We start from the raw sequence: 21636 nt of genomic DNA, 5'->3' as shown, positions 1-21636 counted from the left end.
CTGGGCTGGGCTGGGCCGGGGGCGCGGGCGGGGGCGCGGTGTGGGTGTCTTGGGGTCAGTTGGACCAGCGGCGCAGTTCGCGCTTCGCCAGCGAGGAACGGTGGACCTCGTCGGGGCCGTCCGCCAGGCGCAACGTCCGCGACTGGGCCCAGAGGGCGGCGAGCGGGGTGTCCTGGCTGACGCCGGCTCCGCCGTACGCCTGGATGGCCTTGTCGATCACCCACTCGGCCATGGCGGGAGTAGCGATCTTGATGGCCTGGATCTCGGTGTGCGCGCCCTTGTTGCCGACCGTGTCCATCAACCAGGCGGTCTTGAGCACCAGCAGCCGGGCCTGCTCGATGCGCACCCGGGACTCGGCGATCCACTCGCGTACCACGCCCTGCTCGGCGAGCGGCCGGCCGAACGCGACCCGCTCGAGCGCCCGCCGGCAGAGCAGCTCCAGGGCCCGCTCCGCCATGCCGATGAGCCGCATGCAGTGGTGGATCCGGCCGGGACCGAGCCGGGCCTGGGCGATCGCGAAGCCGGTGCCCTCCGCCCCGACCAGGTTCTCCACGGGTACGCGGACGTCGGTGAAGTCGACCTCGGCGTGGCCGCCGTGCGAGGCGTCGCTGTAGCCGAACACCGTCATGCCCCGCCGCACGGTGACGCCCGGGGTGTCCCGGGGCACCAGGATCATGCTCTGCTGGCGGTGCCGGTCGGCCTCCGGGTCGGTCTTGCCCATCACGATGAAGATCTCGCAGCGCGGGTCCATCGCCCCCGACGACCACCACTTGCGCCCGTCGACCACGTAGTGGTCGCCGTCGCGGGTGATCCGGGTCGCGATGTTGGTCGCGTCCGAGGACGCCACCTCCGGCTCGGTCATGCAGAACGCGGAGCGGATCTCGCCCTCCAGCAGGGGCCGCAGCCAGCGCTCCTGCTGCTCCGGCGAGCCGAACTCGGCGAGCAGTTCCATGTTGCCCGTGTCGGGCGCGGCGCAGTTGAGCGCCTCCGGGGCCAGGTGCGGGCTGCGCCCGGTCAGCTCGGCCAGCGGGGCGTACTGGAGGTTGGTCAGGCCGGCGCCGTGGCGTGGGTCGGGGAGGAAGAGGTTCCACAGGCCGCGCTTGCGCGCCTCGGCCTTCAGCTCGGCCATCACCGGGGGCCGGGCCCACGGGTCGCCGGCGGCGGCCACCTGCGCGGCGTGCACCGGCTCGGCCGGGTACACGTGCTCGTCCAGGAACGCGGTCAGCTCGGCCCGCAGCTGCTCGGTGCGGGTGTCGTAGGCGAAGTCCATCAACGCTCCCTGGCGGCGGTCAGCCCGTGTTCGACCAGCGGTGCCACCATGTCGCCGATCCGGTCGAAGCCCTCGCCGAGCGTCTGCCCGAGCGTGTGCCGGTAGTGGATGCCCTCGCAGATGACCGCGAGCTTGAAGCAGCCGAGCGCGACGTGCCAGTGCAGCGGCCCGACGTCGACGTCGCCGCGCCCGGCGTACCGCTCGATCAGCTCCGTCCCGGTGGGGAACCCGGCGCGCGGGCCGAGCCCGTCGGCGACCGGGTTGCCGGCGGCCGATTCGCTGTCGCCGAGCACGTCCCAGTAGGTCAGCAGCAGCCCGAGGTCGGCCAGCGGGTCGCCGAGGGTGGCCATCTCCCAGTCGAGCACGGCCCGTACGGCCACCGGGTCGACGGTGGCGAGCAGGTTGTCCAGCCGGTAGTCGCCGTGCACGATCCGGCCGGCGTTGGCGCCCTCCGGCACGGTGCCGGCGAGCAGCTCCCGCAGCTCCTCGATGCCGGGCAGCGGCCGGCTGCGGGACCGGTCGAGCTGGCCGGCCCACCGGCGGACCTGCCGCGCGAGGTAGCCCTCCGGGCGGCCGAAGTCGCCCAGCCCGACCGAGGCGGGCTCGACCGCGTGCAGCGCGGCGAGGGTGTCCATCATCGCCAGCGCCAGCTCCCGCCGCTGGTCGGCGGTGAGCGGGTCGGTCTGGGCGCGGGTGCGCAACACCTCGCCGTGCACGCGTTCCATCAGGTAGAAGGGCGCGCCGATGACCTCGGCGTCCTCGCAGAGCAGCAGCGCGGCGGGCACCGGCACGTCGGTCGGCGCCAGCGCGGAGATCACCCGGTACTCCCGGGCCATGTCGTGCGCGGTGGCCAGCACGTGCCCGAGCGGCGGGCGGCGCAGCACGACCTCGTGCCCGCCGGCGTGCAGCAGGTAGGTCAGGTTGGACTTGCCGCCGGCGATCAGCCGGGCCCGCAGCGGACCGCCGGCCAGCTCGGGCCGGTGCCGGGCCAGGTGGGCGGCGAGTCGGTCGAGATCCAGCCCGCGGGGGGCGGCGGCGGGGCTGCTGCCCGGCCCGTGCGCGTCGACGGCCGGCTCGGTCATCCGATTAGTTGATGGCAGGTCCGCCATGTTGTCAAGGTCGGGAGTTGACCCTCGGGACATGCCACGGCAACAGGGGCGAAACGGCCACCGGCCAGGCTGGGGCCCAGCCTGCCGGCCAGCGGTGCCGGCCCGCCGAGCGGAGGGTTCAGACATGTTGCTGCGAGTTCGGGTCACCCTGCCGGACCGTCCGGGCACGCTCGGTCAGGTCGCGCGCACCATGGGCGTGTCCGGTGCGGACATCGTCCAGGTGGTCGTCCTGGAGCGGCTCGGCGGGCGGGCGGTGGACGACTTCACCGTCGTCTGGCCGGGCGCGGCGCGGGTCGAGCGGCTGCTCGCCGGGCTGGCGGCGATCCCCGGCGTCCGGGTGGACGGGGTGTGGCGGGCGATCGGCGCGCCCACCACCTCCGGGCAGGACGCCGAGCTGCTGGCCCAGGTCGCGGCCAACCCGGTCGACGGCGTCGCCACCCTGGTCGACGCCGTTCCCGGGCTGCTCGCCGCCGACTGGGCGGTCGCCGCGGTGGTGCCGGTGGACTGGGCCGCCCGGACCGGCGCCGCCGGGGAGGCGACCGTCGGGTACGCGAGCTGGCGGGCGCCCGTACCGCCGCCGCTGCCGGAGGTGACCCCGCTGCGGGCCCGGGCGATCAGCACGCCCGGCGGCGCGCACGTCGCGGTCGCGCCGTTCGGCCGGGCCGGCCTGGTGCTGGTGGTGGCCCGGGAGTGCGCCGGGACGCCGGCCGCGGCGGCGTTCCACGCCACGGAGGTGGACCGGCTGGCGCAGCTCGTCCGGGCCGCCGCGGTGATCCTCGGCGACCGGCTCGACCTGGTCGGGGCGCCGCCGGTGGCCGCCAAGCCCTGAGCCCGGCCGGCCGGGCGTCGGTCGGTGTGGCGCAGGTCGCGCGACGGAACCGGAGCCGTCACCCGGGGGCAACCGGCCCGCAACAGCGACGGGCGAGCCTCGTACGGGGGAAGGGAGCGGACCATGACGCTGTGGCGGATCCGGGCGACCGTGGACGACCGGCCGGGCTACCTGTCGGTGCTCACGGCCAGCCTGGCGTTGCGGGGGGTCAACATCCTCGCCGTGCAGGTGCACACCACCGAGCGGGGTGCCGTCGACGACTTCCTGGTCGACGCGCCGGACACGCTCGACGAGGCCGGCCTCGTCGCCGCCGTGCGGCGGGGGCGGGGCCGGGACTGCTGGGTGGCGCGCAGCGAGGCGCGCGGGCTCGCCGACCAGCCGACCCGGGCACTCGGCCTGGCCACCCGGCTGGTGCGGGACCCGGACGCGACCGGGGAGGCGCTGCGCGCCCTGCTCGGCGCGGACGCGGTCACCTGGCGACCCGCGTCGGCAGGCTGCGGCGGCGGGCTGGCCGACACCACCATGCTGCTGGACGACCCGGCCGGCGGGTCGTACGCGCTGCGCCGCGCCGTGCCGGGCTTCACCCCGGCCGAGTACGCCCGCGCCCAGGCCCTGGTCGAGCTGTCGGCCGCCGTCGCGCGCCGGGCCGCCGAGCAGGTCACCCTGGTGCTGCCCGACGGCGCCGAGGCGACCGTACGGCCCGCGACCGTCGACGACCTGCCCGGCGTGGTCGAGCTGCACGAGGGCTGCTCGCCGCACAGCCGGCACCGGCGTTACCTCGGCGGCGCGGGGACGCCGACCCCGGCCCGGCTGCGCCGGCTGCTGGAGCCGGCCCGGGGCGTGACCCTGCTCGCCACGGCCGGCGACGCCGGGGCGACGCAGCCGGCCGGCGGCACCGGGGCGGAGTCGGTGGTGGCGATGGCGAACCTGCTCGCCGAGGGCGACGAGGCCGAGGTGGCGCTGCTGGTCCGCGACGACTGGCAGCGTCGGGGCCTCGGCTCGGCCCTGCTGCGCCGGCTGGTCCGGCACGCCGAGCAGGCCGGCTACGCGGCCCTGGTGCTGCACGTCCACGCGGAGAACGCCCCGATGCTGCGCACCGTGCGGCGGCTCGGCCGGCCGACCCCGACCGAGCGGGACGGCGCCCTGGTGACCCTCACCGTCGCGCTCGTCGAGGGCGCGTCCGCGCGGCAGGGCTGAGTCGTCAGCCGTCGCCCGGACGGGACGGGTGAGCTGTCAGCCGTCGCCCGTGCGGCACGGGTGAGCTGTCAGCCGTCGCCCGTGCGGCGGCCCTGCACGCAGAACCGGTTGCCCTCCGGGTCGGCGAGCACCACGTACGGCGGCTCGGCGGGGTGCGGGTCGGCGGGATAGCGCGGCCAGTCGACCCGGCGGGCACCGAGCGCGACCAGCCGGGAGACCTCGTCGTCGAGGTCCACGTCGCCGGCGTCGAGGTCGAAGTGGATCCGGGGAAACTCCTCGGCCGGGCTCTCGCTGAGGTCCATGGCGAGGGCGGCGCCGGGCTGGCCGGGCGGATGGACGGCGGCCTGACGTGTCTCCGCCGCCGGGTGTCGGGAAGGGCACCCTGCGATCGCTGTGCGTCAACAGGGTGCCCTTCCTTGCACATCAGGTCGTCGGGTAGCTGTTGTAGTCGGGGAAGTTGCCGTAGAGGCGGCCGTCGCCGCCCTGGGTCACCGCGTGCACCAGCAGGTCGCCGCCGACGAAGGCGCCCTTCCAGGACGCGCCCCGGCCGCCGAACGGCTCGTCCCGGTCGCCCCGGGAACGCGGCTTGTTGATGCCGACCTTGAACGCCTGGAGGTCGACCGCGAGCTTGCCGGCCAGTTCCTCGTCGTCGCAGGCCAGCGAGGCGACCAGCGCGCCGTTCGAGGCGTTCATCGCGGCCAGCAGCTCGTCGGTGGTGTCCACCACGACGATGGTGTCGACCGGGCCGAACGGCTCGGCGTGCATGAGCCGGGACCGGCCGGGCGGGGCCAGCAGCACCGACGGGGCCACGTACGCGGAGGTGTCCTGCCCGTCGAGGAACGGCGCGCCGTGCAGCTTGCCCCGGTGCAGCGGCACGGCGCCGCCGCGTACGGCCTCGTCGACCTTGCGGCGCAGCTCGTCGGCCTTGGCGGCGCTGATCAGCGGGCCGAAGTCCAGCTCGGGCAGCGGGTCACCGGCGGTCCAGTCGTCGCCGACGGCGAGCGGGTGCCCGAACCGGACGGAGCGTACGACCGGCAGGTACATGTCGAGGAACTCGTCGACGAGGTCCCGCTGGACCACGAAGCGCGGGTACGCGGTGCAGCGCTGCTTGCCGTACTCGAAGCCCTTCTTCAGGTGCCCGGCGAGCAGGTCCCACTGGGAGAAGTTCCAGATGCCCCAGGCGTTGAGGCCCTCCTGCTCGATGAAGTGCCGCTTGTCGGAGTCGAGCAGCGCGGCGGCGACCTTGCCGCCGTTGGAGCGCCCGCCGACGAACGCCACCGCGCCGATCTCCGGCGCCCGGACCAGCACCTCGGACAGCTCCTCGCCGCCGCCGGAGACCAGGGTGGCGGGCAGCCCGGCCCGGCGCATCAGCGCGTGCGCGACGGTGAGGCAGACCGCCCCGCCCTGCGACGGGGTCTTGGCGATCACCGCGTTGCCGGCGAGCAGCTGCACCAGCTCGGCGTGCACGAGCACGCTCATCGGGTAGTTCCACGACGCGATGTTGCTGACCGGTCCCGGCAGCGGCTCCCGGCCGTCGGCGAGCATCCGGTCGATCTCGTCGACGTACCACCGGACGCCGTCGAGCGCCCGGTCCACGTCGGCGCAGGCCAGCCGCCACGGCTTGCCGATCTCCCAGACCAGCAGCAGGGCGAGCAGGTCGCGGTGGGCGGTGAGCGCGTCCAGGGCGTCGGTGACCCGGGCCTTGCGGTCGGCGAGCGGGGTGTCGGCCCAGGCCCGGTGCGCGGCGGCGGCGTGGGCGACCGCGGCGCGGGCGGACTCCGCGTCGAGGCGGGCCAGGTTGACGAGCACGGTGTTGTCCACCGGCGTGCGTACCGGGCTGGGGGTGCCCACCGCGTGCCAGTCGCCGCGGACGAGGTTGTGCAGGGTGGTGACACCGTCGACCGGGGAGCCGAACGCCTCGGGCGCGGCGGCCACCGCGCGGGCGAGGGTGTCGGACCAGGCGGTGCCGTCGGCGAGTCGTAGAGCCATCGCGATCTCCTCAGGTTGGCCGGGGGAGCGGCAACGTCGATGGCACCGCTGGTGTGGGCGTACTGTCGCGCGCCGGAAAGGGGCGGGCAACAGTACGTTCGTATGCCGGAACGCCAGGCCCGCCGCCCGCCCGGCCGGGACGCGCGTCTTCGCCCGACCATCCCGGCGGTGACCTGCCCGTACGCGGTAACTTGATCCATGTATCTCGATGGTGTGACGTGCGTCCGGTGTGCAGGTAAGGGCTTTCCTGTCGCCGCCCCCGCGCGGGCGCCCCGAGGTGGGCGTCTTCACAAACCGACAGCCGCCGCATTACATTGTCGGTCATCCATGGGAGCGCTCCCGGGCCCGTGGCACCCCCACCACCCTCGCCGGCACGCCCCGACCACGATCCCGCGCGCCGTCCCCGGTGCCGCCGGCGACGCCATCGACAGGAGCCCGTCATGCGTCACCCGAGACGTCCGCGCCGGCCGGGCGAGCAGCCCTGGCTGCCCCGCCTGCTGGCCGCCGGCAGCGCCCTCGCCGCCGGCCTCGCCCTCGCCGTCACCGCCCCGGCGCCCGCCTCCGCCGCGACGCCCGCCGCCGGGGGCGCCACGCGGACCGCGCCCCTTGCCGCCGCGGCGCCCGCCGCCGCCTTCAACTACGCCGAGGCGTTGCAGAAGTCGCTCTACTTCTACGAGGCGCAGCAGTCCGGCCCGCTGCCGGACTGGAACCGGGTCTCCTGGCGCGGCGACTCCGCGCTCACCGACGGCGCCGACGCCGGGCTCGACCTCACCGGCGGCTGGTACGACGCCGGCGACCACGTCAAGTTCGGCTTCCCCATGGCGTTCAGCGCCACCATGCTCGCCTGGGGCGCCGTCGAGTATCGCGCCGGCTACGTGGCCTCCGGCCAATTGCCGCACCTGCTCAACAACCTGCGCTTCGTCAACGACTACTTCATCAAGGCGCACCCGGCGCCCAACGTCCTCTACGGGCAGGTCGGCAAGGGCGACGACGACCACAAGTGGTGGGGCCCGGCCGAGGTGATGCCGATGGCGCGGCCCGCGTACAAGATCGACGCGAGCTGCGGCGGTGCGGACCTGGCCGGTGAGACGGCGGCGGCGATGGCCGCGTCGTCGATGGTCTTCCGGCCCACCGACGCCGCCTACGCCGACAAGCTGCTCGGCCCCGCCAGGCAGCTCCACACGTTCGCCGACACGGTGCGCAAGAGCTACCACGAGTGCATCACCGACGCGACCAGCTTCTACCGCTCCTGGAGCGGCTGGCAGGACGAGCTGGTCTGGTCCGCGATCTGGCTGCACCGGGCCACCGGCGAGGCCGCCTACCTCGCCAAGGCCGAGAGCGAGTACGACAAGCTCGGCACCGAGAACCAGAGCACCACGCGGTCCTACAAGTGGACCATCGCCTGGGACAACAAGCAGTTCGGGGCGTACGTGCTGCTGGCCAACCTGACCGGCAAGCAGAAGTACGTCGACGACGCCAACCGCTGGCTGGACTACTGGACCGTCGGCGTCAACGGGCAGCGGGTGCCGTACTCGCCCGGCGGAATGGCGGTGCTCGACTCGTGGGGCGCGCTGCGCTACGCGGCGAACACGTCCTTCGCGGCCCTCGTCTACAGCGACAAGACCACCGACGCCACCCGCAAGGCCCGCTACAAGGACTTCGCCGTCCGGCAGATCAACTACGCCCTCGGTGACAACCCGCGCGCCTCCAGCTACGTCATCGGCTTCGGCGCCAACTCCCCGAAGAACCCCCACCACCGCACCGCGCACGGCTCCTGGTGGGACAGCCAGACCGTGCCCGTCGAGACCCGGCACACCCTCTACGGCGCGCTGGTCGGCGGCCCGTCGGCGGCCAACGACGCGTACACCGACAGCCGGTCGGACTACGTGATGAACGAGGTCGCGACCGACTACAACGCCGGCTTCAGCTCCGCGCTGGCCCGGCTCGCCCAGGAGTACGGCGGCACCCCGCTCGCCGGCTTCCCCCGCGCCGAGACGCCGGACATCGACGAGCTGACCGTGGAGACCACGGTGATGCAGGCCGAGCCGCGCGCCACCGGCCTCAAGGCCATCGTCTACAACAAGTCCGCCTTCCCGGCCCGCGCCCTGACCGACGGCAAGTTCCGCTACTACTTCCGCCCCGACGGCACCGGCCCGGTCACGGTCACCCCCGGCTACACCCAGGGCTGCCCGTCGCCGTCCACGGCCAGGCAGTTCTCCGGCGACATCTGGTACGTCGAGGTGGACTGCACCGGGCACACCATCGCGCCCGCCGGTCAGTCGCAGCACCGGATGGAGGTGCAGTTCAAGATCGGCGTGCCCGAGGGCGGCACCTGGGACCCGACGAACGACCCGTCGTACCAGGCGGCGGCCGGACCGAACCGGAAGGTCACCCTCCACTCCGGCGCCACCCGGGTCTGGGGCGAGGAGCCCGGCCCGGCCACCCCGGACACCACCGCGCCGACCGTGCCCGGCACCCCCGTCGCCTCGGCCGTCACCGCGACCGGGCTGACCCTGACCTGGCCCGCGTCCACCGACGCCGGCGGCAGCGGGCTGGCCGGCTACGAGGTCACCCAGGCGCAGGTCGGCAGCGACGCGCTCGTCCTGCTCAACTCGGCCACCAACACCCTGGCCGTGACCCGGCTGCTGCCCGAGCGGACGTACCGGTTCACGGTGCGGGCCCGCGACGGGGCCGGCAACCGCTCGGCCGCCTCGCCCGCGGCCGAGGTGACCACCCCCGCCGCGCCGGCCCCCGACACCGTCGCGCCGACCCGTCCCGGCACCCCGACCGCCTCGGCGGTCACCGCCACCGGGCTCACCCTGAGCTGGGCCGCGTCGACCGACAACGTCGGCGTCACCGGCTATCGCGTCTACCGGTCGGCCGCCGGCGGGGACACGCTGGTCGGCTCGCCCACCGGCACCACGCTGGCGGTGACCGGGCTGACCGCCGCGACCGCGTACCAGTTCCACGTGCTGGCCGTGGACGCGGCCGGCAACGCCTCGGCGGCGTCCGCGCCGGTCGCCGTCACCACCGCCGACCCGCCCGCGTCCGGCGGCTGCGCCCTGACCTGGACGACCAGCGGCTGGGACAGCGGCTTCACCGCGAACGTCACCCTCACCAACACGGGCACCACCGCGATCGACGGCTGGACGCTCGCCTTCACCTTCCCCCACGCCGGCCAGAAGGTCGGCCAGGGCTGGTCGGCGACGTGGACCCAGACCGGCGCCGCCGTCACCGCCACCAACCTCTCCTACAACGGCCGGCTCGCGCCGGGCGCGTCGACCAGCTTCGGCTTCAACGGCACCCACACCGGATCGAACCCGAAGCCCGCCGCATTCACCCTCAACGGCACCCCCTGCACCGTCTCCTAGCCTGACCCCCGGTGGCGCTGTCCGCGCCACCGGCGGGCTGGCGCGGACGTCACCGTCCGGGCCCGGGCGATCTTGGACAGTTGCCGTTCCGCGAGAACGGCAACTGTCCAAGATTCACCTCTCGGGGCGCCAGCCAGCCGCGAGCAAAGCGCGGCGGAGGGAGTCGGCTACCTCGTCGGGGCGGGCGCGGACCAGCCACGCCGGGAAGCGGAGGATGCGGTCCCCCGAGGTCCAGACATCGTTCTGGCGCCTCATGTCGGCCGCCCAGTGCCGGACGTCCATGTGGTGCGCGCCGTCGATCTCGACGTGCAACCCCCACTCCCGCCAGTACGCGTCGAGCCACCGCGTCCGCCCGGAGGCGTCGGCGCGCCGCTGCTGAAGGCGGGGCGCGGGCAGGCCGTGGCGGCGGCAGAGCCGGACGAAGTCGATCTCCGAGAGCGCCTCCGCGCCACCGGCGATGTCGGCCACGGTCTGCCGGATCAGCGCCCGCCGACGGGCCCGGGGCAACGCGTCCAGCACCGCCGACAACTCCTCCGGCGTGACCCGTCGCTGCTGACAGCCGGCCGCCAGCGCCGCCTGCGCCTGGTCGACGGTACGGGCCCAGCCGGCCGCGTCCACCAGTGCCCGGGCGGTGGTGGTGCGCGGCGGTCGGGCGAGCTGGAGATGCGCCGGTGGCAGCACCGACGCGCGGTGCACGACGACCGCCGGCATGTCGATCGGCAGCCGGCGCAGCACGGTGCGCCCCGCCCGCCGGTGCGCCGGCACGAGCACGTGCAGCGGCTCGCGCCGCAGTCCGCGTACGCCCGCCTCGGCGGCAGCCGTTGGGCCGGCCAGGACAGCACCGGAGCCCGCGGCGAGCACGGCCACCCACAGCTGCTGGTCCCGGGTCAGCCGGCCGTTGCCCAGCAGCACGACGCCCCGGCAGATCGCGCGCCACCGCCCGGAGCGCACGCGTCCGCGTACGGTGCCCTCGGTCAGCGACCGGGTCACCTGGGCGGTGGTCACGACGCCGGCCTGCGCGAACGCCAGCCAGTCGAGCCCGTTGGCCTCGTCGGCCGGGAGGTCGGGGTACACCCGTCGCAGCCTCGCCGCCGGCCGCCCCGCCCGCTGCCCCGCGCGAGGATCCCGGGCGGTAGCCGCCCGCGATTCGGGGCATTCCCTCCTGATGGAGTTGCTGACGGTGGGGCACGGGGCGGCGGACCGGGAGCGGCTGGGCGAGCTGCTGACGGGGGCCGGGGTCGCGCTCGTCGTGGACGTGCGGCGGTTCCCGGCGAGCCGGACCAACCCCGACGTACGCCGGGAGGAACTGGCCCGCTGGCTGCCGGCGGCCGGCGTGGACTACCGCTGGGAACAGCGCCTCGGCGGCCGGCGGCACACCCCGGCCGGCACCGACGAGCCGGACACCTGGTGGACTGTGGCCGCCTTCCGGGCGTACGCGGCGTACACCCGTACCGCCGACTTCCGGGCGGCGCTGGACGCGGTGCTGGCCGACGCGGCGGCCCGGACCACGGCGGTGATGTGCAGCGAGAGCGTCTGGTGGCGCTGCCACCGGCGGCTGATCGCCGACGTCGCCGTGCTGGGGCGCGGCGTGCCGGTGTCCCACCTGATGCCCGACGGCCGGCTCACCCCGCACCGCCCCGCCGAGGGCGCCCGCCGGCTGCCGGACAGCGACCTGATCTGGGACGCCTGAGAAACTCCCCGCCGGACCCACCCGCGCGGCCACCGCCGGGCGTGCTCCGTGTCAGGAGGTGGGCGTGGACCCTGAGGAGTCGTTCCGGGCGTACGTGTCCGGGCGGATCGCGGCGCTGTCCCGGGCGGCGTGGCTGCTGACCGGTGACCAGCACCAGGCCGAGGATCTCGTGCAGCTCACGTTGGTCCGGGTGGCTCGGCACTGGGAACGGGTGAGCGCGGCCGGCGACCCCGAACCGTACGTCCGGCGGACCATGTACACCCAGCACGTCTCGCTCTGGCGGCGTCGCTGGCGGGACGTGGACCTGCGCGCGGACCCGCCGGAGCGGGCGATGCCCGACGGGACCGCCGGCGTCGCCCGCGCGATGGTCGTCCGTGCCGCACTGGCCCGGCTCGCCCCACGCCAACGGGCCGTGCTGGTGCTGCGCTTCTTTGAGGACCTCACCGAGGCGGAGACCGCTGATGCGCTCGGCTGCTCGGTCTCGACCGTCAAGAGCCAGACGCGGGACGCCCTGGCGCGGCTGCGGGCACACGCCCCCGAGCTGGCCGACCTGGTCGGCGTCACCACCCGGGAGGACCGATGAGCGACGAGTTGCGTACCGCGCTGCGTGAGCTGGGCGAGCGGATGCCGCCGGCCCGGCTGCCCGGCGACCCGTGGGCCACCGGGCGGCGGCAGCGGCGGCGGGCTCGCTGGCGTACCGCCGGGGCGGTGCTGGTGGCGGTGCTGGCCTGCGCGCTCGGCGTGCCGGCCGGGCTCACGGCCCCGGGCCCGTGGGCGACGCCGGCGGCGGCCCCGGACGGTGTGCCGGAGCGGATCGGCCTGCCGTACATGTGGCAGGCCACCGTGCAGCAGGACCCGCCCGGGCCGGCCTCGCTGCTGTTCAGCGGCGGCGGCCTCGGCCTGCGCGGTGTCGACGGCCTCGACCACGAGGGCAAGGTCGCGGTCCTCGGCCGCGACGGCCGGTACCGGATGTTGCTCTACGGCGGCCGGGAGACTGTCGCGGGGGAGGAGGTGCTGCTCTCCCCGGACGGCCGCTACGTCGCCGACAGTTTCACCGACGGCTGGGTGGGCGTCACCGACCTCACCGACGGCAGCCGCCGGGTCTTCACCGGCTGGGCCGGTAGCACCTGCTGCGGCACACCGGTGGCCTGGGCGCCCGACGGCAGCGCGCTGCTCGTCCTGCACCACTCGGCGGAACCCGCGGACCACGACGCCGAGGACGACCGCCGGCCCAGCCGGCTGGTGCTGTTGGAGCTGGCCAGCGGTGCCACCAGGGAACTCGGGCCGGAGCTCGGCGACCGGTGGAGCGTGCGGACCGGCTCGCTGGCCGCCTTCTCCCCGGACGGTTCACGGATCGTGGTCAGCGTGGGCGAGGAACTGGTCATGCTCGACCGCAACGGGGAGTCGTCCTGGTCCAGGCGGCTGGGGCCGGACCGTCGGCTCGCCGGGATCGGCGCGTTCACCCCCGACGGCTCGGCCGTCGCCGTGCTCCACCTGGACGGCTGCCTGGCCCCGTGCGACGCGGACCAGCGGGCCGCGCGCACCTGGCGGGTCGAGTACGTCGACGCCGCCACCGGACGCGACGGCGCCGGCCCCGCGCTCCCGCCGGTACGCGGGCAGGCACTGCGAGCGCTCGGCTGGCAGGGTGGGACCGACCTGGTGGCGTTGCGCTACGAGCCGGAGCCGGGCACCAGCACGACCGAACTCCCGGACTGGAACGACACCGGCTACTGGGAGACCGGGCACGTCCAGCTGGTGGCCCTGCGCCCCGACGGTCACGTCGAGACGCTGCTCGACCCGCCCGGCCAGGTGTGGGCGATGGACGTGGCACGTGACCTGCTGGTGGCCGGCCGGTTCGGTGCCCCGGCGACCGACCCTCGTCCGTTCCCGGCCCGGCCGGTCATTCTGCTCGTGGCCATGCCGCCGGCCCTGGTGGTCGCGACCGTGGTGGGACTGGTGCTGCTCTGGCGGCGACACCGGCGGCACCGGCGGTGGCCGCGGACGCACCGCCCCGCCCCGCCGGGCCGCTGACGGGGCTCGACCCGGGTGGGTCAGTCGGCCAGTTCGTCGGCGAGCAGGTCCATCAGCAGCCCGTCGTGCCAGCGCCCGTCCTCGCCGCGTTCGTAGCGGCGCAGCACCCCGACGGGGCGGAAGCCGACCTTCGCGTACGCCCGGACGGCCGCCGTGTTCGCCGCCGCCGGGTCGATGGTGAACCGGTGGTGGCCGTGCTCGTCGATCAGGTGCCGGACCAGGGTGCGGATCGCGTCCCCGCCGAGCCCGGCGCCGCGTACCGCCGGGTCGAGGAAGACGTCCATGCTGGCGTGCCGGTAGTCGGGGTCGTCCTCGGCGTACCACTGGATCGCGCCGACCACCCGGCCGTCGTGCTCGATCGCGTACACCGACAGGGCCTCGTCGGCGAGGTCGGCCCGGACGGCCGCGACCAGGTCGTCGCCGCCGCGCCACCAGCGCCGGACCTCCGGGATGGCCCGGATCGCGGCGAGCGCCGGCACGTCCCCGGCGCCCGCCGGCCGCAGGGTCACCGCCCGGCCGCGCAGCATCCCCCTCAGCCCCGGATCTCGCCGTGCTCGACGCAGACCGCCGCCCAGCCGACCGGCAGCACCTGCACCTTCATCCGGCGGCGGCAGTGCGCGCAGAAGCGCGGCGGCTCCAGCACCCGGGCCGCCGCGCACCCGTCGTGCGAGCCGGCCGCCACGGCCTCGCCGCAGCGGTCGCACCAGGCGGCCGACGCCCCGCCGGCCGCTGTCGCCGCGTCACTCGTCGTCACCGGGGCGCTCACAGCGTCGCGGAGAGCGCCTTGACCGGCATCTTCAGGTCGTCGAGCAGCTCCAGGTCGGACGTCGCCGGCCGGCCCAGCGTGGTCAGGTAGTTGCCGACGATGACCGCGTTGATGCCGCCGAGCAGGCCGTCGCGGGTGCCCAGGTCACCGAGGGTGATCTCCCGGCCGCCCGCGTACCGCAGGATGGTGCGCGGCATGGCCAGCCGGAAGGCGGCGATGGCGCGCAGCGCGTCCTTGCCCTCCACCACCGGCCGGTCGCCCAGCGGGGTGCCGGGGCGGGGGTTGAGGAAGTTCAGCGGCACCTCGTGCGGGTCCAGCTCGGCGAGCTGCGCGGCGAACTCGGCCCGCTGCTCCACCGTCTCGCCGAGGCCGAGGATGCCGCCGCAGCAGACCTCCATGCCGGACTCGCGGACCATCCGCAGGGTCTCCCAGCGCTCCTCCCAGGAGTGCGTGGTGACCACGTTGGGGAAGTAGGAGCGGCAGGTCTCCAGGTTGTGGTTGTAGCGGTGCACGCCCATGTCGACCAGCTCGTCGACCTGCTCCTTGCTGAGCATGCCCAGCGACGCGGCCACCTGGATGTCGACCTCGGCCTTGATCGCGGCGACGCCCTCGCGCATCTGCTTCATCAGCCGGGCGTCCGGGCCGCGTACGGCCGCCACGATGCAGAACTCCGTCGCCCCGGTCGCCGCGGTCTGCTTCGCCGCCTCGACCAGCGAGGGGATGTCCAGCCAGACCGACCGGACCGGGGAGGTGAACAGGCCGGACTGCGAGCAGAAGTGGCAGTCCTCCGGGCACCCGCCGGTCTTCAGCGAGACGATCCCCTCGACCTCCACCTCGGGCCCGCACCAGCGCATCCGCACCTCGTGGGCGAGCTGGAGGGCGGCGGGCAGCTGCTCGTCGGGCAGGTTCAGCACGGCGAGGACGCCGGCCTCGTCGAGACCGACGCCGTTCTCCAGCACCTGGGTTCGGGCCTGGTCGAGGATCTCTGGCATGGCTCGTACCCTACAAGGCCACCTGGCCGGGACGAACGGCCCGCGTGTCGGCACCCGGACGCAGGGGTGGACACGCCGGGCGCTGGCCGGCGGGTGGTAATTTCGCCCGGCGGAAGCGGCCGACGGCGGCCGGCCGGGCGGCGTGGGGGTGACGGTGGCGGACTGGCTGGCGGCGCTCGACCGCCGTGCCGAACTGCGCGCGAAGGCGGGGCTGACGCGCCGGCTGCGGCCGCGGGCCGCCGGCGACGCCGTGGTCGACCTGGCCGGCAACGACTACCTCGGCCTGGCCACCCACCCCGAGGTCACCGCCGCGGCGGCGCGGGCGCTGTCGGCGTACGGGCTGGGGGCCACCGGGTCGCGGCTGGTGCGCGGCTCCACCGATGCCCACCACGCGCTCGAGGACGCCCTCGCCGACTGGCTCGGCGCTGAACGGGCCCTCGTCTTCTCCTCCGGGTACCTGGCGAACCTCGGGGCGGTCCGGGCGCTGGTGCGGCCCCGTACGCTGCTCGTCTCCGACGCCCACAACCACGCCTCCCTGATCGACGGCTGCCGGATCTCGGGCGCGGAGACCGTGGTGACCCCGCACGCCGACGTCGCGGCGGTGGCCGCCGCGCTCGCCGCCGCGCCCGGCCGGCCGGCGGTGGTCGTCACCGAGTCGGTCTTCTCCGTCGACGGCGACCTCGCCCCGCTGGCCCGGCTGCACGCCGTCGCCCGGGAGCACGGCGCGCTGCTGCTGGTCGACGACGCGCACGCCCTCGGGGTGACCGGCCCGGCCGGCGCCGGGGGTGTGGCCGCCGCCGGCCTCGCCGGCCAGCCCGACGTGGTCGTCACCGCCACCCTCTCCAAGGCCCTCGGCGGCGCGGGTGGGGTGGTCGCCGGGCCGGCGGAGTTCGTCCGGCACGTGATCGAGACCGGCCGGACCTTCATCTTCGACACCGCGCTGCCCCCGGCCGTGGCCGCGGGCGTACACGCCGCCGTCGGGCTGGCCCGCGCCGGCGACGACCTGCGCGCGGAGCTGGCCGAGCGGGCCGCCCTGGTCGTCCGCCGGCTGGGCGCTGCCGGGCTGGCGGTCTCCGCCCCCGACGGCGCGGTCGTCTCGGTCACCGCCCCCGGCCCCGAGGCGGCGAGCGCCTGGGCGGCCGACTGCCGCGACCGGGGGGTCGCCGTCGGCTGTTTCCGGCCCCCGTCCACGCCGGACGGCCGGTCCCGGCTGCGGCTGACCATCGGCGCCGGCATCCCCCGGGCGGACTTCGATCGGGCCCTGGAGACCATCGTGGAGGCAGCACCATGACCGGGCCGTGGCGCGGGCCGGTGCTGGTGACCGGCACCGACACCGACGTCGGCAAGACGGTGGTCACCGCGGCGATCGCGGCCGCCGCGCAGGCGGCCGGCCTGCGGGTCGCGGTGGTCAAGCCCGCCCAGACGGGTACGGCCGGCGGCGAGCCGGGCGACGTCGACGCGGTCAACCGGCTGGCCGCCCCGCTGACCGGCCGGACCCTGGCCAGCTTCCCCGACCCGCTCGCCCCGCTGGCGGCGGCCCGGGTCGCCCAGTTGGAGCCGCTGGAGCTGGACACCGCCGTCGACGCGGTCCGCGAGGAGGCCGACAAGCACGACCTGGTGCTCGTCGAGGGCGCGGGTGGCCTGCTCGTGCCGATGGGGCTGTGGCCGGAGGGGAAGCCCTGGACGGTGGCGGACCTGGCGGTGGCGCTGGGCTGCCCGGCCGTGGTGGTGACGCGGGCCGGTCTGGGCACCCTGAACCACACGGCGCTGACGCTGGAGGCGCTGGAGCGCCGGGCGGTGCCGGCCGGCGTGGTGGTCGGCGCGTGGCCGGCCGCGCCGGAGCTGGTGCACTGGGCCAACCTGACCGACCTGGTGCCGAACCTGCTGGGCGCCCTGCCGGCCGGGACCGGGGCGATGGATCCGGGGGTCTTCCGCCGGTCCGCGTCCGGCTGGCTCACCCCCGCCCTGTACGGGGTGCTCGACGACTGGCGCGCGTGGGCCGAGGAGATCAGCTGAGCACCTGACTTTCGTCGGTGCCGGCGCAGGTCGGGCGTGGGTAGCCTGACCGCCGTGGGGAACTGGTGGTCCGGCCGGGTGGGCGGCGCGGTGCGGTCCCGGGAGGTCGTCCGGCGGCGGCTCGGCGACCTGCTCCTGTGGGCGACGACCGCTGCCCCGATCGCGTACGCGCTTGTCACCCCGCCGCACTCGGGGCAGGCCACCGCCCGGCTGGCCGGCGCGCTGCTGCTGCTCACGGTGGCGGTCGCGGTGAGCCGGCGATGGCCGGTGGCCGCCCTGGTCGTCGTGGTGCTCGGGTCGCTGCTGGACGGCAACTTCCTCTTCGCGATCCCGGTGTTCAGTTATCTGACCGGTCGCCGCAGCGCCACCGCCCGCACGGCCGCCGTCGCCTTCGCCGTGCTCGCGGCCGGCGGCACCGTGCTCAACCTGGGGCTGCTCGGCACCGGCGCGGCCACCTGGTTCCTGCTCGCCTCCGTGCTGCTCTTCGCCGGGGTGTTCCCATGGCTCGTCGGGCGGTACCGGCGCCAGCAGGCCGTGCTGGCCGACGCCGGCCGCCGGCACGCCGAGGCGCGGGACCGGGAGCGGCGGGGTGCCGCCGAGCGGATCCGGCTGCGGGAGCGGGCGCGCATCGCCCAGGAGATGCACGACTCGCTCGGGCACGACTTGAGCCTGATCGCCCTGCGCGCCGCCGCGCTGGAGGTCGCGGGTGACCTCACGCCCCGGCACCGGGCCGCCGCCGGAGAGCTGCGGGCCAGCGTCGCCGCCGCCACCGAGCGGCTGCACGGGATCATCGGGGTGCTCCGGGAGCCGGACGGCGCGGCGACCACCCGGCCGGCCGACGAGAGCGTCATCGAGCTGGTCGACGGGGCCCGGGAGGCGGGCATGGCGGTGCGCCTGGACGGCGCGGACGCCCTGGCGCAGCTGCCACCGATGGCCGCGCACGCCGCGCACCGGGTGGTCCGCGAGGCGCTGACCAACGCCGCCCGGTACGCCCCCGGCGCGGCGGTCACCGTCGTCCTGCGCGGCGACGGCGACCAGGTCGAGGTGGCCGTCGTCAACGCGCCGCCACCGGCCGGGCCGCTGCCGGGCCCGCCGTCCACCGGTTCCGGCCTGCTCGCCCTCGCCGAGCGGGTCCGGCTCGCCGGCGGCGTCCTGACGACCGGTCACCAGGACGGTGGCGGCTTCGCCGTCCGTGCCCGCCTGCCGGCGGCGGCCCGGGCGGGCGCCGACGCCCTCCCGTCGGGTGGAGGCGACTCCGACTCCGGCCCCGGCAGCGGCCGGTGGTCGGCGGGCGGCTGGTCGGCGGATGGCTGGTCGGCGGGCGAGGCGGACGAACCGGGGTTTCCGGTCGCCCCGGGTGCGGGCGCCGACGCGTCGGACGGCGGGTCGCCGGGGGAGCGGTCGGGCGAGGCCGAGCGGCGGCTGCGCGACGCCCGCCGGCGGGTCCGGCTCAGCCTGCTGACGGCCCTCGGCGCCCCGGCGGGCCTCGCGCTGGTCCTCTCCCTCGTCTACTACCCGGTCGCCACCGCCGGTACGGTCCTCGACGACGGGGCCTTCGCGCGGATGCCCGTGGGCGCGCAGCGCGCCGAGCTGACCGGGCTGCCCCGACGGCAGTCGGCCCCGCCCGCCGGGACGGCGCGTCCCGGCTGCGAGCACTACACCGACGGCAACTTCCCCCTGGCCCAGCCGACGTGGCGGCTCTGCTTCGTCGAGGGCCGGCTGGTCAGCAAGGAGCGGATCGACGGATGAACGCCGACACGGCCGACACGGCCGGCCCGGTGCGGGTCGTCCTCGCCGACGACGAGGCGATGATCCGGGCCGGTGTCCGCGCCATCCTGGCCACCGATCCGGGCATCGAGGTGGTGGCCGAGGCCGGGGACGGCCGGGCCGCGGTGGAACTCGTCCGGGCGCACCGGCCCCGGGTGGCACTGCTGGACATCCGGATGCCGAGGCTGGACGGGCTCTCCGCCGCCGCCGAGATCCGCCGGCTCGTGCCGGAGACGGCGACGCTCATGCTGACCACGTTCGGCGAGGACGACCACGTCGCCCGGGCGCTCGGGCACGGGGCGAGCGGATTCCTGCTCAAGGCCGGCGACCCACGCGAATTGATCGCAGGGGTACATGCCGTCGCCGACGGCGGCGCGTACCTGTCACCGCAGGTGGCCCGCCGCGTCATCGAGCTGGGCGGTGAGCGGCTGGCTCGCCGGCCGGTGGCCCGGGACCGGCTGGCGGGGCTGACCGAGCGAGAGCGGGAGGTGCTCGCGCTGGTCGGGGCGGGCCTGTCCAACGCCGAGATCGCCCGCCGGCTGCACCTGGTCGAGGGGACCGTGAAGAGCTACCTGACGAGCGTCTTCACCCGGCTCGAAGTGCGCAACCGGGTGCAGGCGGCGATCCTCGCGTACGAGGCGGGGCTGGTCGAGCCCACCGGCTGACCCGCCCCGCCCCGACGTCCTCGCACGTCCTGGCGTCTCGCGTCCTGGGCGCCTTACGTGTCTTGGGCGTCTCACGCGTTCGGGCGTCTCACGCGTTCGGGCGTCTCACGCGTTCGGGCGGCTTACGCGTTCGCCCGGCTTACGCGTCGCGGCGGCGCAGCGCGGCGCGGCCCAGCAGCAGCGCCGCGCCGGCCCAGCCGGCGAGCAGGAGCAACCCGACCTGCGCCGGGTACGGGTCGGTGTCCCCGGCCAGGAAGTGCCCGCCAGCGACCCCCGGGAAGGCGTCCGCGATCCGGTTGAGCACGGCGATGTCCGGTTCCTGCAACGACAGCGGGACGATCATCAGCGTGGCGACGAGCACGATCAGGGTGAGCACCGCGCTGCGCAGGGCCGCGCCGAGCCCGAGGGCCAGCACGCCGACCAGCGCCAGGTAGGTCGCCACCGCCAGCACGTCGCCGACGGTGCCGCCCGCCGGCGCGGCGCCCCAACGGCCGAGCACCGGCCGCGCCACCAGCGCGCCGACCGCGCCGAGCAGCAGCCCGAGCGCGAACGTCACCGCCCCGGTCACCACGGCCTTGGCCAGCAGCACCCGGCCGCGCGACGGCGTGCACTGCAAGGTGGTACGGATCGTGCCGCTGGTGAACTCGCTGGTGATCACGAGCAGGCCCAGCGCCAGCACGGCGTACTGGGTCAGCTCGACCGAGCCGATCACGACGCTGCCGACGGTGACGATTCCGGCGTCGTCGGCCGGGTCGTCGTTGGTGTTCGCGTTGGCGGCGTAGATGGCCAGCTGACCGGCGGTGGCGGCCATCAGCAGCACCCCGGCCAGCAAGGACCACCAGGTGGAACGCACGGACCACACCTTGGTCCACTCGGCGGAGATCGTGTTCATCGTGCCTCGCTCACGGTCGGGGTGCCGGCGTACTCGACGCTGTCGGCGGTCAGTTCCATGAAGGCCTGTTCCAGTGACGCCCCGTGCGGGCTGAGCTCGTGCAGCCGCACTCCCAGCTCGTACGCCAGGTCGCCGATCCGCTCGACGGTGGCGCCGGTGACGGTCAGCCCGTCCGGACCGGCCGGCTCGACGGCGGCCCCGGCGGCGGTGAGGCGCCCGGCGAGGGCGGCGAGGCCGGCCGGCTGCGGGCTGCGTACGCGCACCGCCACCGCGCTGCCGGCGATGACCTCGTCGATCGGGGCGTCGGCGAGCAGGCGACCCCGGCCGATCACCACGAGGCGGTCGGCGGTGAGCTGCATCTCGGTCATCAGGTGGCTGGAGACGAAGACCGTCCGGCCCTCGTCGGCCAGGGACCGCATCAGCTGCCGGACCCAGCGCACCCCGTCCGGGTCGAGGCCGTTGACCGGCTCGTCGAACATCAGCACCGGCGGGTCGCCGAGCAGCGCCCCGGCGATGCCGAGCCGCTGGCCCATGCCGAGGGAGAGGGTGCGGCCGGGCTTGGCGGCGGCACGGGCGTCCAGCCCCACCGTGGCGAGCACCTCGTCCACCCGGCGGTCCGGTATCCCGTTGCTGCGGGCCATCGCGAGCAGGTGCGCCCGACCCGAGCGGGCGGGATGCACGGCCCGGGCGTCGAGCAGCGCGCCGACCTCACGCAGCGGGCGCCGCAGTTCCCGGTACGCCCGCCCGCGCACGAGCGCCTGCCCGGCGGTGGGCCGGTCCAGCCCGAGGATCATCCGCATGGTGGTGGACTTGCCCGCGCCGTTCGGGCCGAGGAAGCCGGTGACCCGTCCCGGCCCGATGTCGACGGTCAGGGCGTCGACAGCGGTCGTGCTCCCGAACCGCTTGGTCAACCCACGTAATGTGATCATGCGCCGACGCTAGGTCCGGAACCCCCGCCCCGACCGCGCCCGAACGGCACCACCCTCCACTGACTTTCGTCGAGTCCCGCCGCCACCTCTCCACACGGGGCCGCCGCCTCTCCCACGCGGCCG

At 75.6% G+C, this 21636-nt stretch carries 20 protein-coding genes; 10 read left to right on the top strand and 10 right to left on the bottom strand.

Going from position 1 to position 21636, the window contains the following annotated elements; genetic code table 11:
- Positions 1 to 55: 55 nt before the first annotated feature.
- The gene (locus ACPXCB_RS01435; protein WP_425871424.1) at positions 56 to 1270 is read right to left on the bottom strand and encodes an acyl-CoA dehydrogenase family protein; all 1215 of its coding nucleotides are present in this window, start codon (positions 1268 to 1270) and stop codon (positions 56 to 58) included.
- The gene (locus ACPXCB_RS01430) at positions 1270 to 2352 is read right to left on the bottom strand and encodes a phosphotransferase family protein (protein ID WP_425871422.1); all 1083 of its coding nucleotides are present in this window, start codon (positions 2350 to 2352) and stop codon (positions 1270 to 1272) included. Before ACPXCB_RS01430 ends, ACPXCB_RS01435 begins: the two co-directional genes overlap by 1 nt.
- A gap of 151 nt (positions 2353 to 2503) precedes the next feature.
- Between ACPXCB_RS01430 and ACPXCB_RS01425 the strand changes: the two genes are divergently transcribed.
- Both ACPXCB_RS01425 and ACPXCB_RS01420 read left to right on the top strand, forming a co-directional pair.
- Complete coding sequence (locus tag ACPXCB_RS01425) at positions 2504 to 3208, top strand: amino acid-binding protein (RefSeq protein WP_425871420.1); 705 nt, start codon at positions 2504 to 2506, stop codon at positions 3206 to 3208.
- Between the two features lie 123 nt (positions 3209 to 3331).
- A complete protein-coding gene (locus ACPXCB_RS01420; protein WP_425871418.1) occupies positions 3332 to 4405 on the top strand; it encodes a GNAT family N-acetyltransferase in 1074 nt (357 codons plus the stop codon).
- 68 nt (positions 4406 to 4473) lie between these two features.
- Here ACPXCB_RS01420 and ACPXCB_RS01415 read toward each other — a convergent pair whose 3' ends face one another.
- Positions 4474 to 4794, bottom strand: a complete 321-nt coding sequence (locus ACPXCB_RS01415) for a VOC family protein (protein ID WP_425872112.1) — start codon at positions 4792 to 4794, stop codon at positions 4474 to 4476.
- 34 nt (positions 4795 to 4828) lie between these two features.
- Complete coding sequence (locus ACPXCB_RS01410; protein ID WP_425871416.1) at positions 4829 to 6394, bottom strand: aldehyde dehydrogenase family protein; 1566 nt, start codon at positions 6392 to 6394, stop codon at positions 4829 to 4831.
- A gap of 440 nt (positions 6395 to 6834) precedes the next feature.
- Here ACPXCB_RS01410 and ACPXCB_RS01405 point away from each other — a divergent pair, with 440 nt between their 5' ends.
- Positions 6835 to 9765 (top strand): glycoside hydrolase family 9 protein, encoded by a 2931-nt coding sequence (locus ACPXCB_RS01405; RefSeq protein WP_425871414.1) that lies wholly within the window; start codon positions 6835 to 6837, stop codon positions 9763 to 9765.
- Between the two features lie 114 nt (positions 9766 to 9879).
- Here ACPXCB_RS01405 and ACPXCB_RS01400 read toward each other — a convergent pair whose 3' ends face one another.
- Complete coding sequence (locus ACPXCB_RS01400) at positions 9880 to 10839, bottom strand: hypothetical protein (RefSeq protein WP_425871412.1); 960 nt, start codon at positions 10837 to 10839, stop codon at positions 9880 to 9882.
- A gap of 91 nt (positions 10840 to 10930) precedes the next feature.
- On the opposite strand from ACPXCB_RS01400, the gene ACPXCB_RS01395 reads away from it, so the two are divergent.
- From ACPXCB_RS01395 to ACPXCB_RS01385, 3 genes are all read left to right on the top strand, one after another.
- Positions 10931 to 11455 carry a DUF488 family protein gene (locus ACPXCB_RS01395; protein WP_425871411.1) on the top strand — a complete coding sequence of 175 codons (525 nt, stop codon included), beginning with the start codon at positions 10931 to 10933 and terminating at the stop codon, positions 11453 to 11455.
- 64 nt (positions 11456 to 11519) lie between these two features.
- Entirely contained in the window at positions 11520 to 12038 is a 519-nt protein-coding gene (locus tag ACPXCB_RS01390) for a SigE family RNA polymerase sigma factor (protein WP_425871409.1), read from the top strand.
- The gene (locus tag ACPXCB_RS01385) at positions 12035 to 13486 is read left to right on the top strand and encodes a hypothetical protein (protein WP_425871407.1); all 1452 of its coding nucleotides are present in this window, start codon (positions 12035 to 12037) and stop codon (positions 13484 to 13486) included. The genes ACPXCB_RS01390 and ACPXCB_RS01385 overlap by 4 nt, the downstream gene beginning before the upstream one ends.
- Positions 13487 to 13506: 20 nt before the next feature.
- Here ACPXCB_RS01385 and ACPXCB_RS01380 read toward each other — a convergent pair whose 3' ends face one another.
- The 3 genes from ACPXCB_RS01380 to bioB are packed head-to-tail and all read right to left on the bottom strand — an operon-like array spanning position 13507 to position 15244.
- Positions 13507 to 14013 (bottom strand): GNAT family N-acetyltransferase, encoded by a 507-nt coding sequence (locus ACPXCB_RS01380; RefSeq protein ID WP_425871406.1) that lies wholly within the window; start codon positions 14011 to 14013, stop codon positions 13507 to 13509.
- 5 nt (positions 14014 to 14018) lie between these two features.
- The gene (locus ACPXCB_RS01375) at positions 14019 to 14252 is read right to left on the bottom strand and encodes a hypothetical protein (RefSeq protein WP_425871405.1); all 234 of its coding nucleotides are present in this window, start codon (positions 14250 to 14252) and stop codon (positions 14019 to 14021) included.
- Positions 14249 to 15244 (bottom strand): biotin synthase BioB, encoded by a 996-nt coding sequence (gene bioB, locus ACPXCB_RS01370; protein ID WP_425871403.1) that lies wholly within the window; start codon positions 15242 to 15244, stop codon positions 14249 to 14251. The genes ACPXCB_RS01375 and bioB overlap by 4 nt, the downstream gene beginning before the upstream one ends.
- A gap of 154 nt (positions 15245 to 15398) precedes the next feature.
- Here bioB and ACPXCB_RS01365 point away from each other — a divergent pair, with 154 nt between their 5' ends.
- The 4 genes from ACPXCB_RS01365 to ACPXCB_RS01350 are packed head-to-tail and all read left to right on the top strand — an operon-like array spanning position 15399 to position 19692.
- Positions 15399 to 16535, top strand: a complete 1137-nt coding sequence (locus ACPXCB_RS01365; RefSeq protein WP_425871401.1) for an 8-amino-7-oxononanoate synthase — start codon at positions 15399 to 15401, stop codon at positions 16533 to 16535.
- Positions 16532 to 17260 carry a dethiobiotin synthase gene (gene bioD / locus ACPXCB_RS01360; protein ID WP_425871399.1) on the top strand — a complete coding sequence of 243 codons (729 nt, stop codon included), beginning with the start codon at positions 16532 to 16534 and terminating at the stop codon, positions 17258 to 17260. Before ACPXCB_RS01365 ends, bioD begins: the two co-directional genes overlap by 4 nt.
- Before the next feature lie 54 nt (positions 17261 to 17314).
- Entirely contained in the window at positions 17315 to 19009 is a 1695-nt protein-coding gene (locus ACPXCB_RS01355) for a sensor histidine kinase (protein WP_425871398.1), read from the top strand.
- Positions 19006 to 19692 carry a response regulator gene (locus ACPXCB_RS01350; protein ID WP_425871397.1) on the top strand — a complete coding sequence of 229 codons (687 nt, stop codon included), beginning with the start codon at positions 19006 to 19008 and terminating at the stop codon, positions 19690 to 19692. Before ACPXCB_RS01355 ends, ACPXCB_RS01350 begins: the two co-directional genes overlap by 4 nt.
- A gap of 139 nt (positions 19693 to 19831) precedes the next feature.
- Here the strand turns inward: ACPXCB_RS01350 and ACPXCB_RS01345 are convergent, their stop codons facing one another.
- On the bottom strand, positions 19832 to 20584 hold the full coding sequence (locus ACPXCB_RS01345) for an ABC transporter permease subunit (protein ID WP_425871395.1): 753 nt from the start codon (positions 20582 to 20584) through the stop codon (positions 19832 to 19834).
- Positions 20581 to 21513 carry an ATP-binding cassette domain-containing protein gene (locus ACPXCB_RS01340; RefSeq protein WP_425871393.1) on the bottom strand — a complete coding sequence of 311 codons (933 nt, stop codon included), beginning with the start codon at positions 21511 to 21513 and terminating at the stop codon, positions 20581 to 20583. The genes ACPXCB_RS01345 and ACPXCB_RS01340 overlap by 4 nt, the downstream gene beginning before the upstream one ends.
- Positions 21514 to 21636 lie beyond the last annotated feature (123 nt).

It is taken from the genome of Micromonospora sp. DT62, assembly GCF_049847285.1.
GTDB lineage: Bacteria > Actinomycetota > Actinomycetes > Mycobacteriales > Micromonosporaceae > Micromonospora > Micromonospora reichwaldensis.
This window is presented reverse-complemented; position numbering and strand designations above follow the sequence as displayed.

Coding starts and splice junctions, on each gene's coding strand:
- ACPXCB_RS01435 (WP_425871424.1), bottom strand. CDS start 1,270: ATGGACTTCGCCTACGACACCCGCACCGAGCAGCTGCGGGCCGAGCTG.
- ACPXCB_RS01430 (WP_425871422.1), bottom strand. CDS start 2,352: ATGACCGAGCCGGCCGTCGACGCGCACGGGCCGGGCAGCAGCCCCGCC.
- ACPXCB_RS01425 (WP_425871420.1), top strand. CDS start 2,504: ATGTTGCTGCGAGTTCGGGTCACCCTGCCGGACCGTCCGGGCACGCTC.
- ACPXCB_RS01420 (WP_425871418.1), top strand. CDS start 3,332: ATGACGCTGTGGCGGATCCGGGCGACCGTGGACGACCGGCCGGGCTAC.
- ACPXCB_RS01410 (WP_425871416.1), bottom strand. CDS start 6,394: ATGGCTCTACGACTCGCCGACGGCACCGCCTGGTCCGACACCCTCGCC.
- ACPXCB_RS01405 (WP_425871414.1), top strand. CDS start 6,835: ATGCGTCACCCGAGACGTCCGCGCCGGCCGGGCGAGCAGCCCTGGCTG.
- ACPXCB_RS01395 (WP_425871411.1), top strand. CDS start 10,931: ATGGAGTTGCTGACGGTGGGGCACGGGGCGGCGGACCGGGAGCGGCTG.
- ACPXCB_RS01385 (WP_425871407.1), top strand. CDS start 12,035: ATGAGCGACGAGTTGCGTACCGCGCTGCGTGAGCTGGGCGAGCGGATG.
- ACPXCB_RS01380 (WP_425871406.1), bottom strand. CDS start 14,013: ATGCTGCGCGGCCGGGCGGTGACCCTGCGGCCGGCGGGCGCCGGGGAC.
- bioB (WP_425871403.1), bottom strand. CDS start 15,244: ATGCCAGAGATCCTCGACCAGGCCCGAACCCAGGTGCTGGAGAACGGC.
- bioD (WP_425871399.1), top strand. CDS start 16,532: ATGACCGGGCCGTGGCGCGGGCCGGTGCTGGTGACCGGCACCGACACC.
- ACPXCB_RS01350 (WP_425871397.1), top strand. CDS start 19,006: ATGAACGCCGACACGGCCGACACGGCCGGCCCGGTGCGGGTCGTCCTC.
- ACPXCB_RS01345 (WP_425871395.1), bottom strand. CDS start 20,584: ATGAACACGATCTCCGCCGAGTGGACCAAGGTGTGGTCCGTGCGTTCC.
- ACPXCB_RS01340 (WP_425871393.1), bottom strand. CDS start 21,513: ATGATCACATTACGTGGGTTGACCAAGCGGTTCGGGAGCACGACCGCT.